At 38.8% G+C, this 23,466-nt stretch carries 16 protein-coding genes and 1 pseudogene; all 17 read left to right on the top strand.

Annotated features, from left to right (window positions below):
• Positions 1–37 precede the first annotated feature (37 nt).
• The 17 genes and pseudogenes from ABX891_RS18035 (at position 38) to ABX891_RS17955 (ending at position 23,319) form a co-directional block, all read left to right on the top strand.
• Positions 38–550 carry a YcgN family cysteine cluster protein gene (locus tag ABX891_RS18035; RefSeq protein ID WP_004334734.1) on the top strand — a complete coding sequence of 171 codons (513 nt, stop codon included), beginning with the start codon at positions 38–40 and terminating at the stop codon, positions 548–550.
• Complete coding sequence (locus tag ABX891_RS18030) at positions 550–1,062, top strand: RNA methyltransferase (RefSeq protein WP_024595017.1); 513 nt, start codon at positions 550–552, stop codon at positions 1,060–1,062. The genes ABX891_RS18035 and ABX891_RS18030 overlap by 1 nt, the downstream gene beginning before the upstream one ends.
• A gap of 78 nt (positions 1,063–1,140) precedes the next feature.
• A pseudogene (locus ABX891_RS18025) lies at positions 1,141–2,032 on the top strand (substrate-binding periplasmic protein).
• An 88-nt stretch (positions 2,033–2,120) separates the two neighbouring features.
• Positions 2,121–3,377, top strand: a complete 1,257-nt coding sequence (locus ABX891_RS18020) for a sugar MFS transporter (protein ID WP_354630285.1) — start codon at positions 2,121–2,123, stop codon at positions 3,375–3,377.
• Between the two features lie 256 nt (positions 3,378–3,633).
• Positions 3,634–5,523, top strand: a complete 1,890-nt coding sequence (locus ABX891_RS18015; RefSeq protein WP_354630284.1) for a methyl-accepting chemotaxis protein — start codon at positions 3,634–3,636, stop codon at positions 5,521–5,523.
• Between the two features lie 75 nt (positions 5,524–5,598).
• Positions 5,599–6,609, top strand: a complete 1,011-nt coding sequence (locus ABX891_RS18010) for a GGDEF domain-containing protein (protein ID WP_354630283.1) — start codon at positions 5,599–5,601, stop codon at positions 6,607–6,609.
• 13 nt (positions 6,610–6,622) lie between these two features.
• Positions 6,623–7,237, top strand: a complete 615-nt coding sequence (locus ABX891_RS18005; RefSeq protein WP_354630282.1) for a DsbA family protein — start codon at positions 6,623–6,625, stop codon at positions 7,235–7,237.
• Positions 7,238–7,479: 242 nt separating this feature from the next.
• Positions 7,480–8,232 (top strand): DUF3450 domain-containing protein, encoded by a 753-nt coding sequence (locus tag ABX891_RS18000; RefSeq protein WP_182779780.1) that lies wholly within the window; start codon positions 7,480–7,482, stop codon positions 8,230–8,232.
• A gap of 10 nt (positions 8,233–8,242) precedes the next feature.
• Positions 8,243–9,616 (top strand): MotA/TolQ/ExbB proton channel family protein, encoded by a 1,374-nt coding sequence (locus ABX891_RS17995; protein ID WP_354630281.1) that lies wholly within the window; start codon positions 8,243–8,245, stop codon positions 9,614–9,616.
• A 3-nt stretch (positions 9,617–9,619) separates the two neighbouring features.
• Entirely contained in the window at positions 9,620–10,147 is a 528-nt protein-coding gene (locus ABX891_RS17990) for a MotA/TolQ/ExbB proton channel family protein (RefSeq protein ID WP_182672359.1), read from the top strand.
• Between the two features lie 53 nt (positions 10,148–10,200).
• Entirely contained in the window at positions 10,201–10,614 is a 414-nt protein-coding gene (locus tag ABX891_RS17985) for an ExbD/TolR family protein (protein WP_004334764.1), read from the top strand.
• Between the two features lie 12 nt (positions 10,615–10,626).
• Positions 10,627–11,232: an energy transducer TonB gene (locus ABX891_RS17980; RefSeq protein ID WP_024597386.1), complete on the top strand. Its 606-nt coding sequence runs from the start codon at positions 10,627–10,629 to the stop codon at positions 11,230–11,232.
• 44 nt (positions 11,233–11,276) lie between these two features.
• Positions 11,277–12,605 (top strand): tetratricopeptide repeat protein, encoded by a 1,329-nt coding sequence (locus tag ABX891_RS17975; protein WP_354630280.1) that lies wholly within the window; start codon positions 11,277–11,279, stop codon positions 12,603–12,605.
• Positions 12,606–12,901: 296 nt separating this feature from the next.
• Positions 12,902–16,990 (top strand): beta-helix domain-containing protein, encoded by a 4,089-nt coding sequence (locus tag ABX891_RS17970; RefSeq protein WP_354630279.1) that lies wholly within the window; start codon positions 12,902–12,904, stop codon positions 16,988–16,990.
• Between the two features lie 64 nt (positions 16,991–17,054).
• Positions 17,055–19,751 carry a TonB-dependent receptor domain-containing protein gene (locus ABX891_RS17965; protein WP_354630278.1) on the top strand — a complete coding sequence of 899 codons (2,697 nt, stop codon included), beginning with the start codon at positions 17,055–17,057 and terminating at the stop codon, positions 19,749–19,751.
• Positions 19,752–19,954: 203 nt separating this feature from the next.
• Positions 19,955–21,094, top strand: coding sequence for an aspartate-semialdehyde dehydrogenase (gene asd, locus ABX891_RS17960; protein ID WP_354630277.1), 1,140 nt, complete (start codon positions 19,955–19,957; stop codon positions 21,092–21,094).
• Between the two features lie 335 nt (positions 21,095–21,429).
• A complete protein-coding gene (locus ABX891_RS17955; RefSeq protein ID WP_354630276.1) occupies positions 21,430–23,319 on the top strand; it encodes a putative bifunctional diguanylate cyclase/phosphodiesterase in 1,890 nt (629 codons plus the stop codon).
• Positions 23,320–23,466 lie beyond the last annotated feature (147 nt).

Below are 23,466 nucleotides of genomic sequence, written 5' to 3'. Positions count from 1 at the left end.
GATAGAATGCGCGCTCTTTAGGGGGCACGAGTAAACTATGTTTGATCAACAATTAGCAAATACACAATTTTGGCTTAAAAAAAGCTTAAGCGACATGAGTCAAAACGAATGGGAAGCCATTTGTGATGGATGCGGAAAATGTTGTTTAAATACCTTTATTGATAGCGAAGATGAAGACGAATTTACAGCCACCGATCAGTTACGCGAAGGTGAGCAATTAATATTTACTAATATTGTATGTCAGTATCTTGATAACAACACCTGTGGTTGTAGCGAATATGAAAACCGCCAAACGCTTGTTCCTTCTTGTGTAAAACTCACAAAAGAAAACCTTAAAGACATCTTTTTTATGCCACAAAGCTGCAGTTACCGTCGTTTACATGAAGGTCGTGGTTTGGCTTCTTGGCATCCGTTATTAAATAATGGTGATAAAACAAAGATGCATGAGCTAGGTATTTCTGTAAAAGACAAAACAGTAAAAGATTGCGATGTAAAGCTCGACGACTTTGATTTGTACATTGCAGAATGGCCAACAAAGGACGTAGATTAATGAGTAAACAACAAGCCGTAATTGGTTTAATCAATCCTAAAAGCCCGACTAATGTTGGTGGTGTATTGCGAGCAGCTGGCTGTTATGACGCTAAACAAGTTTTTTTTACAGGCAATCGCTACTTAAATGCCAAAAAATTCCATACAGATACAAAAAATGTAGTGGAGCGTATTCCTTTAACCGAAACAGATAATTTAGAAGCAATAAAGCCACAAGGCGCAACGGTTGTGGTTATTGAGCTTATTGAAGGTGCAACACCTTTACCTGAGTTTAAACATCCTGAAAATGCATTTTATGTATTTGGCCCCGAAGATGGTTCTGTATCAAAAGACGTCTTAAAGTGGTGCGATGAAGTGGTATATATTCCAACTATTGGCTGTATGAATTTAGCGGCAACCTGTAATGTAGTTTTGTATGACCGCTTGGCTAAATTAGGCGGCGTTGAGAGTAGTGACGATACTATTATTAGCTCTCGTGATACAAACAATAAAATGAGGTGGCAAAAAAGCTGATTAGTTAAGGTTTATTTGTGCAAAAGTGTTAGTAGTAGCTAAACTTAAAAACACTATTAATCACAAATAGATACTAAAATGCGCTGGTTTTATTTTATATTATTGCTAACAACTAGTAATAGTTTTGCTGAAACATCGGTTGAGTATTTTCAAAACGGTACTCAACACACTTTAAATGGGCACTCCCATAAATCAGGGGGTGCTCTATGAAGCTAAAAACTCCAAACAAATACTTCATCTAGCCACACTCGATTGGCCTCCCTATATTGGTAATAATGTATGTAATAAAGGCTGGGGTTATCAATTTTCAATTGCCTTGTTAAATAGTAAGGGCTACAGCGTATATATTGAATTTTTGTCTTGGGCAAGAGCGGTACGAAATGTAGAACTAGGCAGGGCTGACATACTAATGCCTGAATACTTTATAGAAGATACAGCCCCCTCCGATTATGTTGATGGTAAAACACGTCGAGAGTTACTCGGCTTATCTAATTCGTTTAAAGGTGGCGAAATTGCTTTTTTAAAAAGGAAAGGCAATACAGACCATTTCACAGGAAACTTGAACTCGCTCAAAGGGCTTAAGATTGGTGTTGTTCGAGGGTATCAAAATACGCCAGAGTTTGATGCCATGATGGACAATGGCGAGTTTGAAGTTATCACCTCTGTTGATGATTTACAGCTTGTTAAGCTACTGACTGCTAAGCGTGTTGATTTGGTTATAGGCGATCCTCAAGCTTTGAAATCATCTGTGGCTTACTCCTCTTTAACTAAACCTGAAAAACAGTCTTTGCTTTCTTCCATTGAGCAAGAAAGCATTCCTTTGCAATATAACTCGTTATATTTTGCCATTAGTAAGCGTGCGCATAATTGGCTTTTAGTATTAGAGGATATAAACGAAGGGCTTTATAAGTTTAATAACAGTGGCGAAATAGACCGAATTATTAGTGCGACCAAAACGCAATGTGAATAACGTTACTGGAACGTTCCATAAGTGCGCTGACTAATTTATATTTAAACATGTAAAATCGTTTTCAACTTGTTAATGGAGTGAAAACGACGTGAGTGAAATAAATACAAACCAATCATTCGCGGTCAACGAACAGCCAAATAAAAATTATCTGTTTCCACTGACTGCAATGACGACCCTATTTTTTTTATGGGGCTTTATTACTGTTTTAAACGATGTACTAATACCACGCTTAAAAGGCGTATTTGATTTGAGCTTTTTTGAAGCGATGCTAGTACAGTTTTGCTTTTTTGGGGCTTACTTTATTGTTTCTATTCCTGCGGGGCTTTTAGTTAAGCAATTTGGTTACAAAAAAGGGATTTTAACTGGTTTAATTGTGGCTTCAATGGGGTGTATGTTGTTTTACCCTGCTGTTGTAGTACATGAATATTGGCTATTTTTAGGCGCTTTATTTGTACTTGCTGCAGGCGTAACAGTACTTCAGGTTTCTGCCAATCCTTATGTTGCTGCTCTTGGCAGCGAAAAAACAGCTTCTTCTCGTCTAAATTTAGCACAAGCACTTAATGCGCTTGGTACTACCGTTGGGCCTTATGTTGGTGGTTTATTATTTTTCGGTACTGCAGGTAGTTTAGCCGCATCGGCAGCAACTGCTGAATCTGTAAAAGTGCCTTATTTAATGCTTGCTGGCGCTTTATTACTTATCGCTATTGTATTTGCCTTTATAAAGCTTCCAGAAATTGAAGCCCACAAAGAGGAAAATAATACAGCAATTGAATCTTGTTCGTTAATGCAAGCACCGCACTTAACTATGGGTGTACTTGCTATATTTTGCTACGTAGGCGGGGAAGTTGCCATTGGCAGCTTTTTAGTTAACTACTTTGGTGAGGCGCACATAGCAGGGCTTGAAGAGCACACTGCAGCAGCACTTATTAGTTATTACTGGGGCGGGGCAATGGTAGGGCGTTTTATTGGCTCTGTATTATTACAAAAGATTGCACCTTCTAAAGCTATAGCGTTTAATGCATTTAGTATTATTGCGCTATTATTGATCACTATTTTTACTCAAGGTGACGTCGCTTTATACTCAGTATTGGCAATTGGTTTATTTAACTCAATTATGTTCCCGACTATATTTTCAGTTGCAATCGAGCGACTAGGATCATTGACGAGCAAAGGTTCTGGTTGGTTATGTTTAGCAATTGTTGGTGGTGCACTTGTACCATTACTACAAGGGTTTATAGCTGATACGGTAAATATACAGCAAAGCTTTTTTGTTCCAATGTTATGTTATGTATTTATTGCATGGTACGGTTTAAATGTTGTTCGCTTAGCAAATAAGTGGAAATAACAGACTATACAAGAGTGACTGAATACGTATTCAGTCACTTATAAAGCTACATTTAATGGGAACGTTCCAAAAGCAGTGTACCTAGTCACAATTTATTTTAATATTAGTCAGTTACCCCTTACAGCCTCTTATTTTTTAACCCTTTATCCTTATTTTTATCTAATAACCTAGTCGCAAGGCTTATTTATTGGGACATTTAGCTAAATTTTTGCTAAAACTGTATGGATAACAAAGAAAAATAATAAAAAGGATGTATATGCTTAACTCGTTGAAATTTACTTCCAAAGTGACTATTGCAGCCTCTTTAATTTTGGTTTTGGTGCTAGGGTTATTTACTTTTAATAACTACATTGCGATGCGCAAGCAAACCGAGCAGCAGTTAAGCCTGGTATTGCAACAAAATTCCGAATCTGTTTCACAAAATATAGCGAGTTGGTTAAATGCAAAGTTGGCGATTGTAATATCAATTGCTAAAACCCATAAAGCTAATGATTCTAAAGCACTCACCCTTTCACAATTAAATACAGCAGAGCTTGCTGGAAGCTTTAAAAATACGTATATAGGTAAATCCAGCGGCACGTTTATATTAAACGATCAATCAGTCGTTTTACCTCCAGATTTTGATGCGACTTCTCGCCCTTGGTATAAATTAGTCGAAAACAAATCAAATACCGCTTTTACAACTCCTTATATTGATGTAACCACTAACGAGCTTACAATTTCAGCGGTAGTACCCATGCTACAAAATGGCCAATTTAGTGGTGTTGCAGGTGCCGATATTGATATGCAAACCGTGACAAAAATTATCAACGATATTGACTTTTTAGGACTCGGTTATGGTTTTTTACTCGATAACAAAGGCCAAGTGTTAAGCCATCCAAATGCTCAGTTAAACTTAAAAAATACATCAGACATCTTTGGCACCAATACGCCTTTACAAAGTGAGTTTACCCAATACGAGATAAACGGAGAGTCTAAGCTTATTTCGTTTACAAAAATTAGTGGTATTGAAAACGTAGATTGGTACCTAGGTGTTGTTATAGACAAAGATAAAGCGTATGCCAGTGTCTCTAATTTTGGCCAAACCGCAGCTGTTTTTATGGTGATAGGAATTATCACTATTATAATTATGATGCAGCTTTTATTACGCTATTTAATGCAGCCAATGAATCGTTTAAACGATGCTATTAAAGATATAGCACAAGGTGAGGGCGATTTAACAAGGCGTTTAACTGTTGAAAACGACGATGAATTTGGCGATTTAAGCTATTCATTTAATATTTTCATCGAAAAAATTCAGCATTCAATAGAGCAAGTAAAAGAGTCTACAAAGCAATTAGATACAGCTATTGAGAGCTTGGTATCACAAACACATTCTTCGCTGTCTATGTATGATGATCAAAGTAAACGAACCGATAGTGTTGCAGCGGCTATCAACCAGTTTTCAGCTACATCAATGGATATTTCAAGTAATGCAGAGAGTGCATCGCAGCTTGCTAAAAATGCAGATGAACATTCAACACAAAACCAAGAAGCATTAAGCCACAGTGTTGCAACTATCCACCAGCTCTCGGGTAATATGGAAAAAGCTCAGCAAACTATAAACAGTTTAAATTCGCATACAGCCAGTATTGGCCAAGTGCTTGAAGTTATTAAAGGTGTAAGCGAGCAGACTAATTTATTGGCACTTAATGCCGCAATTGAGGCCGCTAGAGCAGGAGAGGCGGGACGCGGTTTTGCCGTTGTAGCAGATGAAGTTCGGCAATTAGCGCACCGCACTCAACAGTCAACGCAAGAGATTGAAGACACGGTTAGTCAGTTGCAAAAAGGCTCAAACCTTGCTGTAGAGCTTATGAAAACGAGCCTTGAAGGCAGTGAAAAAAGCGTGCAACAAGCCGATGCTGTTGGCAATTTAATGAGCCATGTTATACAAGCGATTCAACAAATTAACGATGCAAATTACTCTGTGGCCAGTGCAACAGATGAGCAAAACCAAGTTGTTAAGTTATTAGATACAGATATTCAAACAATTAATTCGCTTTGTATACAAGGCAAGGCCAACTTAAATGACACGCTTGACGAATGTACCAAACTAAAACAACAGTTTAGTGCTTTAGAAAATATGGTTCAAAAGTTTAAAGTATAAAATTAATACTAAAAAAATGTGAATAAACCAAATTGGCTCAGTCTGATAAATATCGACAGTGTTTATAGCTCAGACATGCAACGCAAAGCGTTTTCTTTATTTACCATGATTGGGATTTCAATTGTGTTGATCGCAGTATTAGTGTTTTTTAATTATAAGCTTTATTCGCCACTACTGACCGCTTCATTAATTATCGTTAACATTACAAATATAAGCTGTTCTATCTATTTTATAAAAACGGGTAACCTGCAAGTTGTGGCATTAATAAGTATGAGCATTGTGTGCATGATGTTTGTTGCACTTGTTTATACCGGCGGTAAAGATAATACCGCGCTATATTGGCTAATGTTTTATCCTGTCGTAACGTTTGCATCTTTAGGGGTTAGACTAGGTGCTTGGTTAGGCTGTACCTTACTGTTTTCTTGTATTGTTATTTTATACGGCCCTGACTTTGGTCAAGTTAGCTATGGCAACGTAGAAAAAACACGTTTTATAGCGTCCTTTTCTATGGTGTTTTTATTCTCATTTATTGGTGAGTATTTTAGGCATAAAAGCCACATGGCTATTGCCGATATTACGCTAGAGCAAAAACAAGATGCTTATACTGACCCCCTTACTGGCATAGCAAATAGGCGTTTTATTACCTCTCATTTTTTAAAGCTTGCTCAAACACGCCCAGAGCAGTACTTACCTTTTTCAATTTTGTTAATTGATTTAGATAATTTTAAATCTTTAAACGATACGCATGGCCACGATTTTGGTGATACGGTATTAATTGAATTTACCAAGCTTTTGGAATCTCAGTTTTTGGCAACTGCGTTAAAGGCTCGTTATGGCGGTGAGGAGTTTGTTGTTATTTTACCGCAGCTCACTTCCTCTACAGCCACTGTAATAGCAAACAAATTTCGAGAGGCTGTCGCAGGGCATGTTATGTTGACTGATGATAAACAACGCATTTCAATCACTTGTAGCATAGGTATTGCACAAGTAAATAAAGTAACTGATTATGATGATTCATTAAAACAAGCTGATGAAGCTCTTTATAGTGCAAAGGCTTCAGGTCGCAATAGAGTCGTCTCGAACTAGTTGAAGGATTAATATGTCTCAAAGTAAGTTAATATATGTTCATGACCCAATGTGTAGTTGGTGTTGGGGTTACTCACCAACCTGGCTTAAGCTAAAATCAGAGCTTGCTGGTAAAGTAACAATTGAATATAAAGTGGGTGGCCTAGCACCCGATAGCCAAGACCCAATGCCACAAAATATGAAAGAGATGCTTGAGGGCACTTGGCATAAAATTTCAGCGCAGTTAGGTACGCAATTTAATTATGATTTTTGGCGCAATTGCCAGCCAAGACGTTCAACGTATCCCGCATGCAGAGCTGCACTTATAGCACGTAAAGCGGGTAAAGAAGCTCAAATGGTGGCTGCTATTCAACACGCTTATTACCTAAACGCACAAAACCCGTCTGATGAAAGTACATTAATTAGTTTGGCTGAAAAAATTGGCTTAAATAAAGATGAGTTTTCGGAGCAGCTAGCGTCAAGTGAGCTTAATGATGAATTTAAAGCTGAGTTATCCTTTGTTCGCACTTTACCAATTCAAGGTTTTCCCTCACTAGTGCTTATTAAAGATAATAAAGCTTACCCTATAGAAATTAATTATACCGATTGGCACTATTCTCTTAATCAAATTAATTCAATTTTAAAATAACCCAGCCTGCTTATAGGGCATTTGGTTAACAAATGCTCTTATCATCTTAAAAAACCCTCTCGTAAGTCTTAATTATTACCACTGTCATAAAAGCGACTTTTTTGCGCAACATCCTTGTCATGTTTCATCTATAAACTCCTGCTCATTGAAATTATTAAGTCATAAATTATTTATATAACGAAGTTTATGACCTAAAAAAACAAACTAGCAAATCCGCTAACTAACGAGTAAAGGTGTATGCGATGAAAGGCGTTAAACCATTAATCTTAGCTGGTATTGTGGCCGCAAGTGCAGCAGTACACGCAAACGATTTAGATAAGGTTATTGATAAAAGCAGTGAAATTAATAAATCAGCTGCGCAATCACAAACAAAAATAGACAAGATTGCAGATTCAATGCAAGGACGTTTACAGCAATTTAAAACCCTCAATAAAGAGATTGATGGTTTAGCTGTATACAACGCCCAGCTAACTAAACAATTAAATAATCAAATAGAAGAGATGGAATCTTTAAACCTGTCAATGGATCAGGTTTCTATTATTGAACGTCAAATTACGCCGCTAATGCTTAGAATGATTGAAGGTCTTGAGCAGTTTGTATCTTTAGATATTCCATTTTTAGCTGATGAGCGCACTAAGCGCGTTACGTCTTTAAAAGAAATGATGAATCGTGCTGATATTAACTCAAGTGAAAAATTTCGCCGTGTACTTGAAGCGTATCAAGTAGAAGTAGACTACGGGCGCACTATTGAAGCTTATACCGCACTTTTAAATGTGGATGACAAAGAGCGTGAAGTTGATTTTTTGCGCATTGGCCGTTTAGAGCTTATTTACTTAACACGCGATGGCAAAAAAGCCGGTAGTTGGAATGCAGATACAAAATCGTTTGAAGTATTACCAGATTCTACAATAAGCCAAATAAATAAAGGCTTACGTATTGCACGTAAGCAACTAGCCCCAGATATGTTAACTCTGCCAGTACATGCAGCAGAATAAGAGGTTGAAAATGAAATTGTTTACTCAAATGACAAAAATAGCTCTTTTTGCTGCAAGCCTAAGCATTACTGGCGCGAGTGTAGCGGCAGAGCCAGAGCCAATGAATCTAGATTCATTACTTAAAACGCTCGAAAATGGTAAATCAGCACAAAGCGAGCAAAACAAGCAACGTGAACAAGAGTTTGCTGCTCGTCAAAACGAACAAGTACAAACACTTAAAAATACCCAAGCAAAGCGCAATCAAATGCTGGTGGAATCTGAGCGTTTAGAAACACAGTTTGAAGAAAACGAAGTAAAACTAGCTAACCTAACAGACACGCTTTCTAAACGCATGGGTTCGCTTAAAGAGTTGTTTGGCGTTCTTCAACAAGTTGCAGGTGATTCGAGCAATAAGTTTGCGACATCAATTGTGTCGGCTCAAATAGACGGGCGCAGTACGTTTATGGATGAACTTGCTCAAAAAATGGGTTCAACGTCAAAACTTGCCTCAATAGAAGATATTGAAAAAGTATGGTTTGAACTACAACGTGAAATGACCGAGCAAGGTAAAGTTAGCCGCTTTAACGCAAGTGTTATTGTTGAAGGCGGTACTAAAGCACAGCAAGAAGTTGTGCGAGTGGGCGCATTTAACCTCGTATCAAACGGCAAGTATTTAGAGTTTAATCCTTCGACTAATTCTTTGAGTGAATTAACTCGCCAACCTGTATCGCGCTTTACTGCAACAGCAGAAGAGCTACAAAGCACTAAAAGTGGCGTGGTGCAATTTGCACTTGACCCAACAGGTGGCTCTATACTTGGTTTATTAGTACAAGCACCGGATACCCAAGAGCGTGTTCACCAAGGTGGCACAGTGGGCTATGTGATTTTAGGCGTAGGTGTTATTGCACTTCTTATATCACTTGAGCGTTTTTTCTCGTTATTAATTATGGGCGGTAAAATTCGTCGTCAGCTTAAAGATACAGTTGCTCGTGATGACAATCCGCTTGGACGCGTAATGAAAGTAAAAGATCAATTCCCAAGTGTTTCACACGACACACTGGAGCTTAAACTAAGTGAAGCTATTTTACGTGAAATGCCAAAAGTGACGCGTAATTTAACACTTATCAAAATCATCTCTGTTGTTGCGCCGCTGTTAGGTTTATTAGGTACGGTAACCGGCATGATCAATACATTCCAAGCAATCACCTTATTTGGTACTGGGGATCCTAAGCTTATGGCGGGTGGTATTTCTCAAGCACTAGTAACAACGGTATTGGGCTTAGTGGTCGCCATACCAACGGTATTTTTATACACCTTACTTAATACGCGCGCTAAAAATATCTTGTTAACTATCCAAGAGCAGAGCGCCGGTATTATTGCAGAGCGAAGCGAGAAAGGAGCATAAACCATGGTGCTATTGATTGACTCAATCAATGCTATCCGTGATTTTCTCGACACCGGTGGCCAAGTTCTCTTGGTCATCGGGGTGTTAATCTTCGCGATGTGGTTATTGATACTCGAGCGATTTATTTACTTTTTTAATGGTTTTAGAAGCTATAAACACGCTCTTAAAGCCACTTGGATTAACCGTGCAGAACGAGATAGCTGGAATGCAGAGCAAATACGCGAAGCGATGATATCGCGAGCTGGTATGCGCTTAAACACCAATCTTTCTTTGATTAACGTGATGGTTGCTTTGTGCCCGCTACTTGGTTTGTTAGGCACTGTAACAGGCATGATAGAAGTGTTTGATGTAATGGCAATTACTGGCACAGGTAGTGCGCGTTCAATGGCATCGGGGGTATCAAAAGCAACTATCCCGACAATGGCAGGCATGGTAGGTGCGTTATCTGGGGTATTTGCCTCAACGTACTTACAACGAAAAGCTAAGCGCGAAGTAGAACTACTACAAGACAGCATGGTTTTAGACCATTAAGCAAAATTTTGATAAGCGGCTCTTATAAAGCCGCTCATCCTAGGAGAATAAAAATGAGAGCCCCGTTAGGAAACCTATTTCAAGAAGACGAAGCTGAAGAAATAAACATGACCCCAATGCTAGACGTTGTATTTATCATGCTTATTTTCTTTATTGTAACTGCTTCTTTTGTTAAAGAAGCCGGTATTGATGTAAACCGCCCAGAAGCCGCAACAGCTGTTAAAAAAGAGCGTGCTAATATTTTAGTGGCTATTTCTGATACAGGCGAGATATGGATTAATAAACGTCAAATTGATGTACGCGCAGTACAAGCCAATATCGAGCGTTTAAAAGCAGAAAATCCACAAGGTAGCGTTGTGATTCAAGCGGATAAAAAAGCCACTACCGAAATGTTAATTAAGGTGATGGATGCCTCGCGCGCGGCGGGCGCATTTGATGTATCAATTGCCGCACAAGATGCGTCTTAAGGGCTAGTTATGTTGCGATATTTAGTTGCATTAGTGATAGCCGGTGTAGTGACCTTTATGTTGTTTTTAGGCATGCAGGCACTGATCACTGGCGGTGAAGGCGCTATGACGGATCCGGTTAAGGGTAACGTACTTGATTTTGTTCGCTTGAAAAAAGAAGAAACTGTACAAAAAAAAGAGCGTAAGCCACAAAAGCCACCAACACCAAAAGAGCCGCCACCACCAATGGAATCACCGCAAATGCAAAATAGTGATGCTACAGCAAATGCTAACAACTTTGACTTTGGTGCCAATGTAGATGCGGATGTAAATTTAGCCGGCGGGTTAGCACTTGAAACAAGTGATGGTGAATACTTACCGATTGTTAAGGTGGCCCCTGTTTATCCGCGCCGTGCGTTATCACGTGGTATTGAGGGTTACGTTATTGTTGAATTCACTGTAACAAAACAAGGCACTGTACGCGACCCACAAGTAGTAAAAGCAGAGCCTGAGTCACTCTTTGATAGAGCCGCGATGGATGCAGCCCTTAAATTTAAATATAAACCGCGCGTAGTAAACGGTGAAGCCGTTGAAGTTGCGGGTGTTCAGAACAAAATATCTTTCCAAATTAGCGGTTAATTAGTAATTAACCACGAGTAAACGGAAAGAAATGCGAGGCGATTATGAAATTACTACCTACAGCTAAACTTTTAAAGTTAACACTATTTTGTACCGCTGCAGTAAGTACAAGTATTGTTGCACCAAGTGCTCTAAGCCTAATTCCAGGGCTAAATGTAGCTACGGCACATGCAGAGCAAGAACAAAAAACGAAACGTGTACCAGCACTGCGTGAAAAGGTTTATAGCCAGCTTGCTCGTGCCCAAAAACTTGCGGACGATGGTGATGTTAAAGGTGGACTTGAAGCGCTTGATAGCATTCAAGAGCGAGCTGCAAGCATGAACTCGTACGAAGTGGCAATGATGCATAACTTTTACGGGTTTATTTATTACAACGAAAACGACTTACCAAAAGCGATTGCCTCGTTTGAAAAAGTGGTAGCAGAGGAAGCCATTCCTGAGTCACTTCGTTTAAGCACTACATTTAGCTTGGCGCAACTAGCTATGGCTAATAGTGATTACACTAAAGTTATCTCTTTTTTAGATGACTGGGACAGTATTAACACTCAGCCTAAAACAGAAGGCTATTACTTGTTAAGGGCTCAAACATACTATCAGTTAAAAGATTATAAAAAAGGGCTTGAGTACATATCTCAAGTGATTGCTTTAAGCGACAGCGAAGGCAAAATCCCTAAGGAAAACTGGTTAGTACTGCAGCGTGCAATGTATTACTCGCTTAATCAAACTGACAAAGTTGTTGAAGTGCTTGAGCGCATGGTAAAGCTTTATAATAAGCCTGAGTATTGGGTGCAATTATCGGGTATGTATGGTGAAACAGGTAGGGAAAAACAACAGTTGGCGGTAATTGAAGCCGCTTACCAGCAAGGATTTTTAACCTCTAAATCTGATTTACGCCAATTAGCGCAAGTGTATTTATACAATGGTTTAGCGTTTAAAGCTGCAAAAGTGATGAGCGATGCCATTGATAAAGATATTGCTGAAAAAACAGCAAAAAACTACGCTTTTGTTGCCGAGGCGATGATCCAAGCTAAAGAAGATGAAAAATCTATTACCTACTTTGCAAAAGCTGCTGATTTATCTGAGCACGGTAAATACGATCAACGTTTAGCCGAAGTATTTGTAAATACAGAGCAATATGAAGAAGCCGCCGATGCAGCGCGTAAAGCACTTGATAAAGGTGGTCTTGATTTTGAATCAAATGCATTTGTTGCACTGGGTATGGCGCAGTACAACATGCAAAATTTTGATGCATCAATTTTAGCGTTTGAGCAGGCAGAAAAACATAAAAAATCTCAGCGTTTAGCACAGCAGTGGATCAAATATGTAAAGCGCGAAAAAGTGTATGCAGAAACACTTAGAACAGCTTTACTGTAAATTTTAAAGCGCTTTACTAATTAACAAGTAACGCGTGTAAAACCAGTTCATAATCGCAATACTAAAACCGCCTTAGGGCGGTTTTTATCGTCTCTAAATGCATCCAATTGTTTGATTTTAAATAAGTTACTTTTGTCATCTTATGGTTATTAAACTGTAACTACTTTGTCATAAGTCTCCCGTATTGTAACCGCAGCTAAACTCAAGTGACCTTAAAGCATTATTTAAGTGTTTTATGGTGACTTGAGTTTATTTGAGCACCTAAAAAATAATTAAATACTTTAACGGAGTGAACAATGAAATTATCTGACTTATTCAAAGTAAGTTTGATTGCAACTGCAGTATCTTTAGCTGGTTGTGGTGGAGACTTAGTAGTATCTGAAGGCGACACAACTATTAATGAAGGTGATACAGTAACTAACGTTATTGAAGGCGGTGACGATACAAGTGGTGAAACGTCATCACGTGATGATTCACAAAATGCTACCACTGGCTTTCCTACTGATATTGATAATGCACTAACTCAAGGTTTAGCAACTGATGTTTCTAGTGAGTTTACATCTATTACAGATAAGCCCGTTTATCGCTTAGCTGCAGATACTGTGTTCACTACTGATGTTTCGTTAACAAACGACGCACACTGGATCTTAAATGGCCGTACTGCGGTTGGTAATGATCGCGCAGATAATGCCAAGCTTTATATTCAGCAAGGTACAACGATTATTGGCGAAACAGGAGATGACTTCCTAGTTGTTCGTCGCGGTTCACAAATTGAATCGGTAGGGACTGTAAGTCAGCCCATTACAATGACCTCAATTCAAGATGTTACAGCTCAAGAAACAACGATTGGTCAGTGGGGCGGTTTAGTATTATTAGGTAACGCGCCAGCAAATTCTTGCGGCGACCAAGAAGGTGAAGCAACAGCTGATGAACTTGCTAATTGTGGTGTGTCGGCTGAAGGTGATGCAGGTCAGTTTGGTGGCGATATCAGTGATGATAATTCAGGTACTTTAAAGTATGTACTTGTTAAGCAAGCCGGTAAAACGTTAGGTAATGGTGATGAGTTAAATGGTATTACGTTTGCCGGTGTTGGCTCTGCAACTACGGTTGATTATATTCAAGTACATGAAAATCTTGATGATGGTATTGAGTTCTTTGGTGGCACAGTTAATGTAAGCAATGTTGTACTTACAAATATTGGTGACGATTCGCTAGATTGGTCTTTTGGTTGGACGGGTTCGGCTACTAATGTTTACATTCAACAAGCGGCTAACGTAGGCGATAACGCTATCGAAGCTGATAACTCTGAGTTTGATTCAAGTGCAACACCATTAACTTTACCTACTATTTCAAACGTTACAATTGTGGGTGCTGAGGGCAATAACGGCATTCGTTTACGTGCGGGTACTGCTGGGGTTCTTAAAAATGTATTTGTAACGGGCCCAGCTACTTATGAAAACTGCTTACGTGTAGGCTCAGATTCAGTACCTCGTGCTGAGGATGGCACACTTACGATTACAAACTCTATTGTTGCTTGTCAAACTGCAGCGAATAACTTTGGCAGCGAAGTTATTAACGGTGGCGATGTACAATCTTGGTTTGAAGGCCAAGACGCTAACCAAACACTTACACCAGCTGATTTAATGCTAGATGACAACGGTTATACACCTCTTGCTGGCTCGCCGCTTATTGCAAATACGCAAGTTGGTGCATTTGATGGCTCAACTAATTGGATGGAAGGTTGGACTGTTGGTATTAATGGTGGCTTCCCTACTGATATTGATAATGCGCTATCACAAGGTTTAGCCTCAGACGTATCTAGCGAATTTCCAAAAATTACAGATAAGCCAGTATATCGCTTAGCTGAAGATACAACGTTTACAGCGGATGTAACACTTACAAATGACGCACATTGGATTTTAAATGGCCGTACAGCCGTTGGTAATGACCGTGCAGATGCAACTATATTATATGTTCAAGCGGGTACAACGCTAATTGGTGAATCAGGTGATGACTTTTTAGTTGTTCGTCGTGGTTCGCAAATTAACGCAAATGGTAATGCAACTGCACCTATTACAATGACATCTATTGAAGATGTAACAGGCGCTGAAACAACAATTGGTCAATGGGGCGGTTTAGTACTTTTAGGTAATGCTCCTGCTAACTCGTGTGGCGATCAAACTGGTGAAACGACTGCTGAAGAACTTGCTAACTGTGGTGTATCTGCAGAAGGTGATGCAGGACAATTTGGTGGCGATATTAGCGATGATAACTCAGGTGTTCTTCGTTATATTGTCGTTAAGCACGCAGGTAAAACTCTTGGTAACGGCGATGAGCTTAATGGTATTTCGTTTGCGGGTGTAGGCTCTGCAACAAAAGTAGAATATATCCAAGTTCATCAAAATCTTGATGATGGCGTTGAGTTTTTTGGTGGTACTGTAAATGTTCGTAACATAGTACTTACTGACATTGGTGATGATGCATTTGATTGGTCGTTTGGTTGGACAGGTCGAGCGCAAAATATTTATATTCAACAAAGTGCTGTTGGTGGTGATAACGCTATTGAAGCGGATAACTCAGAATTTGATTCAAATGCTACACCTTTAACAAAGCCACTAATTTCTAACGTAACAATTGTAGGTGCTGATGGTACTAACGGTGTTCGTTTACGTGCAGGTACAGCGGGCGTTCTACGTAATGTAGTAATTACAGGACCTGAAGGTTACTCAAACTGTTTACGTGTGGGTTCTGACTCTGTAGCAAATGCAGAATCTGGAGAGCTTTCTATTGAAAACTCAGTAGTGGCATGTAGTGAAGATAATAACTTTGGTAGTGAAGCAATTGGTGGTGGTAACGTTCAATCTTGGTTCGAAGGCCAAACAGGTAACCAAACGCTGACAGCTGCTGCCCTTAGTTTAGCAACCGATGGCTTTACACCTAAATCTAGCTCACCATTATTAGGTTCGGGTGTTGATTCGTCAGACCTTGATTCGTTCTTTACTAAAACAGATTATATTGGTGCGTTTGATGGCGATAATAACTGGATGGATGGTTGGACAGTCGCTATAACGCCAAGTTTTCCTGATGATATTCAAAACGCCTTAGAGCAGGGTTTTGCTACTGATGTATCAGCGAGCTTTCCTGAAATCACAGACAAGCCAGTTTATCAGTTAACTTCTGATGTTGTATTCACTTCAGACGTAACATTAACTAACGATGCCCATTGGATTCTAAAAGGCCGTACAGCCGTAGGTAATGACCGCGCTGATGAAACGACTTTATATGTTCAATTTGGTACTACGCTTATTGGCGAGTCGGGTGATGACTTTTTAGTTGTTCGCCGTGGTTCTAAAATAGAGGCTGTGGGCAGTGCAACTCAGCCAATTACTATGACGTCTATTGAAGATGTTACTGGTGGCGAAACGACTATTGGTCAATGGGGCGGTTTAGTGCTTTTAGGTAATGCACCGGCTAACTCGTGTGGCGATCAAGAAGGCGAAGCTACCGCTGATGAGCTTGCGAACTGTGGTGTGTCTGCTGAAGGTGATGCTGGCCAATTTGGTGGTAATGACCCAGAAGATAACTCAGGTACTTTAAAATACGTGGCAGTTAAACAAGCAGGTAAAACGCTAGGTAACGGAGATGAGTTAAACGGCATTACGCTTGCGGGTGTTGGTAGTCAAACAGAGCTTGATTACATTCACGTTCATGAAAATCTGGACGATGGTGTTGAATTTTTCGGTGGTACTGCAAACATCAGTCACCTGGTTTTAACTAATATTGGTGATGACTCACTAGATTGGTCATTTGGTTGGACGGGTAAAGCGCAATACGTACTTATCAAGCAAGCTGACTCAACAGGTGATAATGCAATTGAGGCGGATAACTCTGAGTTTGATTCAAGTGCAACTCCACTCACAATGCCTACAATTTCTAATGTTACTATTATTGGTAATGTTGGGGTTAACGGTATACGTCTACGTGCAGGCACTGCGGGTATGCTTAAAAACGTGGTTGTGACAGGTGGGGCAGATTATTCAAATTGTTTACGTGTAGGTTCAGATTCAGCTCCTCGCGCAGAGGATGGTACATTAACTGTTACTCACTCAGTTGTTGCATGTGAAACGGCAAATAACTTTGGTACGCAAGCAATTGGTACTGGTAATGTTGAGTCTTGGTTCTTAGGCCAAACAGGTAACTCTGTGCAAGCAGCCACAGACCTTGGTTTAGCAGATAACGGATATATGCCTTCGGCTGAGTCATTACTGTTAGGTAATGGTTTTGATTCTTCAAGCCTAGATAGTTACTTTGATTCAGTAGATTACATTGGTGCAATGGATGCACAAACAGACTGGACAGCAGGTTGGGTTAAGGTAGGTCTTTAATCCAAACCACATTATAGCCGAGCGAAAGCTCGGCTAATGTCTTGTTTTGTTTCGGAGTATAAAAATGAAATCTTTTAAACCCTCTTCTCTTGTTCTATGTAAACTAAATTGCGCAGTTATGGCTGCAATTATGGGGCTATCAGTAAACACAGCTATAGCAGCCGAAGCCGAAGAGCAAGAAATAGAAGAAGTAGTTGCTGTTGGCCAGCGACTAAAAGGTAGTGCAGGCGCAGTACTACAAGAGCGTCAAAATCAGGCATTTGTTGCTGATATTATGGGTGCTGATCAAATATCACGCACAGGTGATGGCGATGCAGCTTCAGCGCTTCGTCGTGTGACTGGTTTAACCTTAGTCGATGGTAAATATATTTATGTTCGTGGTTTGGGTGAGCGTTATTCAAGTACCCAACTTAATAGCATGTATGTTCCAAGCCCAGATCCCACTCGATCAGTTGTTCCACTGGATTTATTTCCATCGGATATTATTGAAAGTTTAAGTGTGCAGAAATCGTTTTCTCCTGATATGCCAGCGCACTTTGGTGGTGGTAATGTAAATATACGCACCAAATCTATTCCTTCTGATTTTTTGTTTAAAATACAGTTAGGTACTTCATATAACACCTCTAACAGTGACACCGGTTATTTTTACAGTGGTGGTGATGATGATTGGATGGGGCGCGATGATGGTACACGTGCTTTACCTTCATTAATTTCTACAGCGCTTAAAAGTGATGCAGGACTTGAAGGTGACAGCAGTACTACGCTTGAGCAGCGTCAAGCGCTCCTACAATCTCTAGATTGGCAAGTTGGACCTACTGAGAAAGATGTTGATCCAGGCATGAATTTTTCAGTAGCACTAGGTGATAGGTTTGAGTCTGAAGTAGGTACTTTTGGCGTTCTTGCAGCTGTTTCCTATGACAATGAATGGGAAGTAGTTAAAGAGCAAAGCGGTACAAATTTAGGGAGTTTGGGCTGCGAAGATAAATGTTTTGCACAAACTTATGATGGCATATCTACTGAACAAACCGTTCGTTGGAGTGGCACATTAAATTTAGGTTATGAATTTAATAATAACCATAAATTTGAACTAACGAATATAGCGCTTCATGATATGAGTGACAGAGTACGTAATCGTGACTTTTTCGATGCTAACGAGTCAGAAGAAGGTGTTACTGAGTTACGCCGTGTTGACGTTATGTATGAAGAGCGTGAAATGTTCTCTACGCAGCTCAAAGGGACGCATAATTTTCCTGAATTAGAAAATTTATTTTTTGATTGGTATGCAGGTACAAGCCGTGCCAACAGAGATGCTCCAGGTGCATTAGATGTTGTTTTTCAAACTAACTTAAATGATGGTGTATTTGAATCAGAACAGTTACAAGATGTTGCTGCTACTAACGTAACGCGTGATTATCAAACTTTGCATGATGACGTAGATACATATGGTTGGAATATGGGTATCCCATTTTATGGTGATGGCTATGAGTTAGAGCTTAAGGTGGGTGGCGATTTTTCTGAAAAAAAACGTGATGCAAGTAATATTCAATTTGGTATTACGCACCGTGGTATAACAGATGAATATACATTTGGCTCAAACATAGACCAATTTTTTTCTGACGAAAATTTAGCTAATAGTGAGTTTTATACAAGTATTACAGGCTCTGGTATTTTTGATGATGGTACCGCAGATGGTGATAAGTACAGCGCTGCACATAAGTTAGACGCTTATTATTTTATGGCCGACTTTTTCTACGAAAACACATGGCGTATAACCGGTGGTATTCGTTGGGAAGACTTTTCTCAAATATCAGTGCCTTTTCAGGCTCATACTAATTTCTTTGATGGAACAATTGAAGAAGTGAGCGAAGTTGCAATAAAAGAAGATAACTTTTTTCCTTCTTTAGCAATTACTTATATTATGGATGAAGAAATGCAGTTTCGCTTAAACTTAAGTGAAACGACGATTCGCCCAGATATGCGTGATGTAAGCTCAACTTATTATGTTGACCCATTAACAGAGTTTTTAGTGCGAGGCTCGCCTACACTTCAAAGCTCTAAGCTAAAAAATGCTGACTTTAGGTTTGAGTGGTACATGCCTTCAGGAAACAATCTATCAGTTGCTTTGTTTTATAAAGATATTGAAAACCCAATTGAAATGGTCGAGTTAGCGGGTGTTGGTGGAGCTGCTCCGCAATTACTAACAGCAAATGCGCAGTCGGGTGAACTAACAGGTATTGAGGTAGACTTTTTAACTGACTTTAGTTTTATTCATAATGATTTATCTGCCATATTTTTATCAGGTAACGTTACTCTATCGGATTCAAGTGTTGAGCTTGGCATAAACGATGCTGATGGGGTTGATTCATTATTTGAACAACAACTAAAAGAGGCGTTGGAAGCTGACTCTGTTTCTAACATTGTTACTAATAATAAACGTCGTTTAGTTGGTCATTCTGAATGGGTAGCAAACTTACAAATGGGTTATGACTCTGCTGATGGTTTTCATTCTACCTCAGTTGTTTATAACGTGTTTGGGCCGCGCATAATCGTACCAGGTACGCGTGGTAACGAAGACGCAGAAGAAAAGTCATTTCATTCTCTTGATTTAGTTTATTCTTACTTCCCTAACTTTAATACTAAAGTTAATTTTAAAGTTAAAAATATACTTGGCCAAGAAAAAGAAATTGAACAAGAAAACTTAACACTTTGGCGTCAAGAAGAAGGCACTGAGTTTAGTTTAAGCTTTAGCTACGAGTTTTAATTTTCTACCCAAGGAAGGGGGATATAATAAAACCTAATTACCTATTAGCCCTGTATTTAATACAGGGCTTTTTTATGACTATGAAAAATATTTAAGTTCTACTTTATTCACTAGTTTTAGCGCGCTGGTGGTGTTATTTTGACGTTAATGAAAATTAAATCTCACGCAATGAATTTAATTTTTAATGTATTAAGGCATCTTTTATGAATCAAACAGTGGAACAAACAATGAAAAAAGTAGGATTAGTCGGTTGGCGTGGCATGGTTGGCTCTGTGTTATTAGAACGTATGCAGCAGCAAAGTGATTTTGCCCATATCGACACCACCTTTTTCACCACCTCACAAGCGGGTCAACTAGGCCCTGATATAGCAGGCGACGCAAAACCATTGCTAGATGCAAGTGACATTAGCGAACTTGCTAAAATGGATATTATTGTTACTTGCCAAGGCGGTGACTACACCAATGCGGTATATCCAAAATTACGCGAGTCGGGTTGGGATGGTTACTGGATTGATGCAGCTTCAGCACTGCGTATGAGTGAGGACAGCATAATAGTGCTAGATCCCGTAAACAAAGATGTTATTGAACAAGGCTTAGCGCAAGGCGTTAAAACGTTTGTTGGCGGTAACTGTACAGTATCGCTAATGCTACTTGCATTAGGCGGTTTATTTGAGCAAGACCTAATTGAATGGGTAAGCCCAATGACTTACCAAGCAGCCTCTGGTGCTGGTGCACGAAATATGAAAGAGCTTATTGCACAAATGGGCGCTATTCATGCAAGTGTTGCCGAGCAATTAGATAACCCAAGCTCTGCTATTTTAGAAATTGATAAAATAGTCAGTGAAACAATGGCGTCAAATGACTTACCACAAGACCAATTTGGTGTGCCATTAGCGGGCAGTTTAATCCCGTGGATTGACGTACCTATGCCAAGCGGTCAGTCTAAAGAAGAGTGGAAAGCGCAAGTAGAAGCCAACAAAATTTTAGGCTCTTCTAAGCAACCAGTGCCAATTGATGGTTTATGTGTTCGTATTGGCGCTATGCGTTGTCATTCGCAAGCGATGACCATTAAATTACGTGAAGATATTAGCGTAGAAAAAATTGAAGAAATTTTAGCGTCTCATAATGAGTGGGTTAAGGTAATTCCAAACGAGCGTGAAATTAGTGCCACAGATTTAACACCGGTTAAAGTAACGGGCACTTTAAGCATTCCTGTTGGGCGTATTCGTAAATTAGCGATGGGACCAAAATACATTAGCGCATTTACAGTAGGCGATCAGCTTTTATGGGGCGCGGCAGAGCCACTTCGTCGTATGCTACGCATAATTGTTGATGGTGAGTAATACTAATTCGCAATACTTAATCAATTTGAGGGGTTAAATCTGACGTTAACTACGTTAAATATTTCTGATATAGAACAACTAAATAAAGAAATTTTTTCCATGTTATCGACACGATTTTCTTCCCTCAAAATAGATCACTTAATTAAGCGAATTGGTATAATATATAATCAGTTTTAACAAAAGGGGTTGGCAATTTGCCAGCCCTTTTTAGTTTAATGGCTTATAAAACCGCTTAAGAGGCTAAAACAATACTTTTTTATGAATGTTCACTTTTGTTTATTATTGAACTTAAGTAAACTGTTTACATTGTGCAACAGCCTATTCAAGTAATATTAATGACCTCTCACACAAATAACTTTGCCAATAAGCGATTAGCATTTGTTAGCTCCTATTTTAGTTCTGCAATTGCTATAAACACGGTTGTTTCTTGTTTTCTTATTTTTAGCAGTATTAACCACAGTGCCTCGCAAGAAAAGCTTTACTGGCTTTTTACGTTATCATTTATTTCATTACTTCGAATAGCAAGCCATGTATTTGTTAACAACACCCATGCTTTTAAATATCATCTGTATTTTATAGGTTTATTATTAGCGGCTTTAACATGGGCTGCTTTTCCTATTTTGTTTTATGAAAACATGCAAATGCAGGAAAAATTTGTATCACTGGTTGTTTTTAGCTCCCTTGCTGGTGGCGGTGTAAACGTTTTAGCTTCTGATATTCGTTTCTCCTTGTCGTATATAACCTGCTTATTGGTTCCTTTTAGTATTTTATTACTTTTACAGCCTATTGAAGATGAGAATGTACTAGGTGTTTTATGGCTCGTTTTATGGTTTATTTTGTGTTTTATAACGGCTTCACGTAGTGCAAAAGATGTAAAGTCATCAATTAATAATGAACTTAAGTTAGATCAATTTATTGAAAACTTAGAAAACGAAGTACAACTTCGTACCGAACAAATAATTTCTTTAGAGCAAAAAGACAACCTAACTAAATTGTTTAACAGGGGGAGCTTTGTTTCTAATGTTGAACTTGATTTAGCCAATCAAAATGATGATATTAAAGCTGTTTTATTTTTAGATATGGATGACTTTAAAATCATCAACGATAAATACGGTCACGATTTTGGTGATTTTGTGCTGGCCCAAACAGGTAAACGATTAGTTGAAGCACAAACCCAAGGCGACTTTATTGCTTGTCGATGGGGAGGTGATGAGTTTATTTTTTATTCTCGAACCAATACCGAAGATGAACTTTTTGACTGTGTTTTTAGATTAGTTAAAACCTTAACGAAAACAGTAAGCATGGATAGCTATCAAGTAAACCCCTCTTTTAAGGTTGGGCTGTATTTTACGCGCGAAAATTTTAATCTTGCAGAGGCGATTAAATACGCTGATGTAGCTATGTATGAAGGTAAGAAAAGCCGTAATGAAATATCAGTATTTGACGAGCGAATGCATGAATCGCTTAAAAGAGAAGAAGTACTTCGCAGCTCAATTAAAGAGTGCGTAGAAAAAGGTGACTTTCATCTGTGCTATCAACCTATTGTTGATATAAGCACAAATGAAATAACTACGTTTGAAGTACTACTTCGTTGGCAGTTTAATGATGAATTTATTCCCCCTTCAGAATTTATAGATATTGCAGAGCGATATGGAAAAATTAATATACTCGGCGAATTTGTACTAGAGCAAGCTATTGCGAGCTTAAGTAAGCTAAATACCGTAAATAGTAATATTGGATTGTCGATTAATGTGTCGGTGCTGCAACTAGAAAATCATAACTTTTTAGATTTTTTAGTTGCGCTTTTAAATAGATACGCAGTTAAACCATACAATGTGCATTTAGAAATAACAGAAACAGTCATGATTAAAAATTTACCGTATTTGTCAAAAGTGATTACGGCCATAAAAAATACCGGTGTGCGTATTTCTATTGATGACTTTGGTACTGGGTTTTCTTCTATATCGGTTTTAAAAGAGCTATCAGTTGATTACATTAAAATAGATAAATCTTATATTGATAATATTTGTGAGTGCTCAAAAGACAAAAGTATTGTATCTGCGGTAACTAACATGTCGCATATGATTGGTTGCCAAGTAATAGCGGAGGGCGTAGAAAACTCCGCTCAGTTAACGTTATTACAAAGCTTAGAAATTGATAAATACCAAGGTTTTATATTCAGTAAACCAGTTAGATTTGATCAAGCACTATCCTTGATATATTAAAGGTACTCGCTGTTTTTATTTAGTTAAGTATTGCTGCATAAACCCAATTTTTTGTAGCAATTTTAAATTGGTATAACCTTTGCTGTTAATACTTAAATTAGCCACTTTAACTTCACTTAGGCTATTAACGATGTATTTTAAATACGA

Origin of the sequence: Pseudoalteromonas sp. NCIMB 1079 (assembly GCF_040567695.1) — a bacterium.
GTDB classification, from domain to species: Bacteria; Pseudomonadota; Gammaproteobacteria; order Enterobacterales; family Alteromonadaceae; genus Pseudoalteromonas; species Pseudoalteromonas distincta.
Note: the sequence above shows the minus strand (reverse complement) of the source record. Positions and strands in the feature narration are given on the sequence as shown.

Coding starts and splice junctions, on each gene's coding strand:
- ABX891_RS17990 (WP_182672359.1), top strand. CDS start 9,620: ATGGTGCTATTGATTGACTCAATCAATGCTATCCGTGATTTTCTCGAC.
- ABX891_RS18035 (WP_004334734.1), top strand. CDS start 38: ATGTTTGATCAACAATTAGCAAATACACAATTTTGGCTTAAAAAAAGC.
- ABX891_RS18030 (WP_024595017.1), top strand. CDS start 550: ATGAGTAAACAACAAGCCGTAATTGGTTTAATCAATCCTAAAAGCCCG.
- asd (WP_354630277.1), top strand. CDS start 19,955: ATGAATCAAACAGTGGAACAAACAATGAAAAAAGTAGGATTAGTCGGT.
- ABX891_RS18000 (WP_182779780.1), top strand. CDS start 7,480: ATGAAAGGCGTTAAACCATTAATCTTAGCTGGTATTGTGGCCGCAAGT.
- ABX891_RS17955 (WP_354630276.1), top strand. CDS start 21,430: ATGACCTCTCACACAAATAACTTTGCCAATAAGCGATTAGCATTTGTT.
- ABX891_RS17975 (WP_354630280.1), top strand. CDS start 11,277: ATGAAATTACTACCTACAGCTAAACTTTTAAAGTTAACACTATTTTGT.
- ABX891_RS18005 (WP_354630282.1), top strand. CDS start 6,623: ATGTCTCAAAGTAAGTTAATATATGTTCATGACCCAATGTGTAGTTGG.
- ABX891_RS17965 (WP_354630278.1), top strand. CDS start 17,055: ATGAAATCTTTTAAACCCTCTTCTCTTGTTCTATGTAAACTAAATTGC.
- ABX891_RS17995 (WP_354630281.1), top strand. CDS start 8,243: ATGAAATTGTTTACTCAAATGACAAAAATAGCTCTTTTTGCTGCAAGC.
- ABX891_RS18010 (WP_354630283.1), top strand. CDS start 5,599: ATGCAACGCAAAGCGTTTTCTTTATTTACCATGATTGGGATTTCAATT.
- ABX891_RS17985 (WP_004334764.1), top strand. CDS start 10,201: ATGAGAGCCCCGTTAGGAAACCTATTTCAAGAAGACGAAGCTGAAGAA.
- ABX891_RS17970 (WP_354630279.1), top strand. CDS start 12,902: ATGAAATTATCTGACTTATTCAAAGTAAGTTTGATTGCAACTGCAGTA.
- ABX891_RS18015 (WP_354630284.1), top strand. CDS start 3,634: ATGCTTAACTCGTTGAAATTTACTTCCAAAGTGACTATTGCAGCCTCT.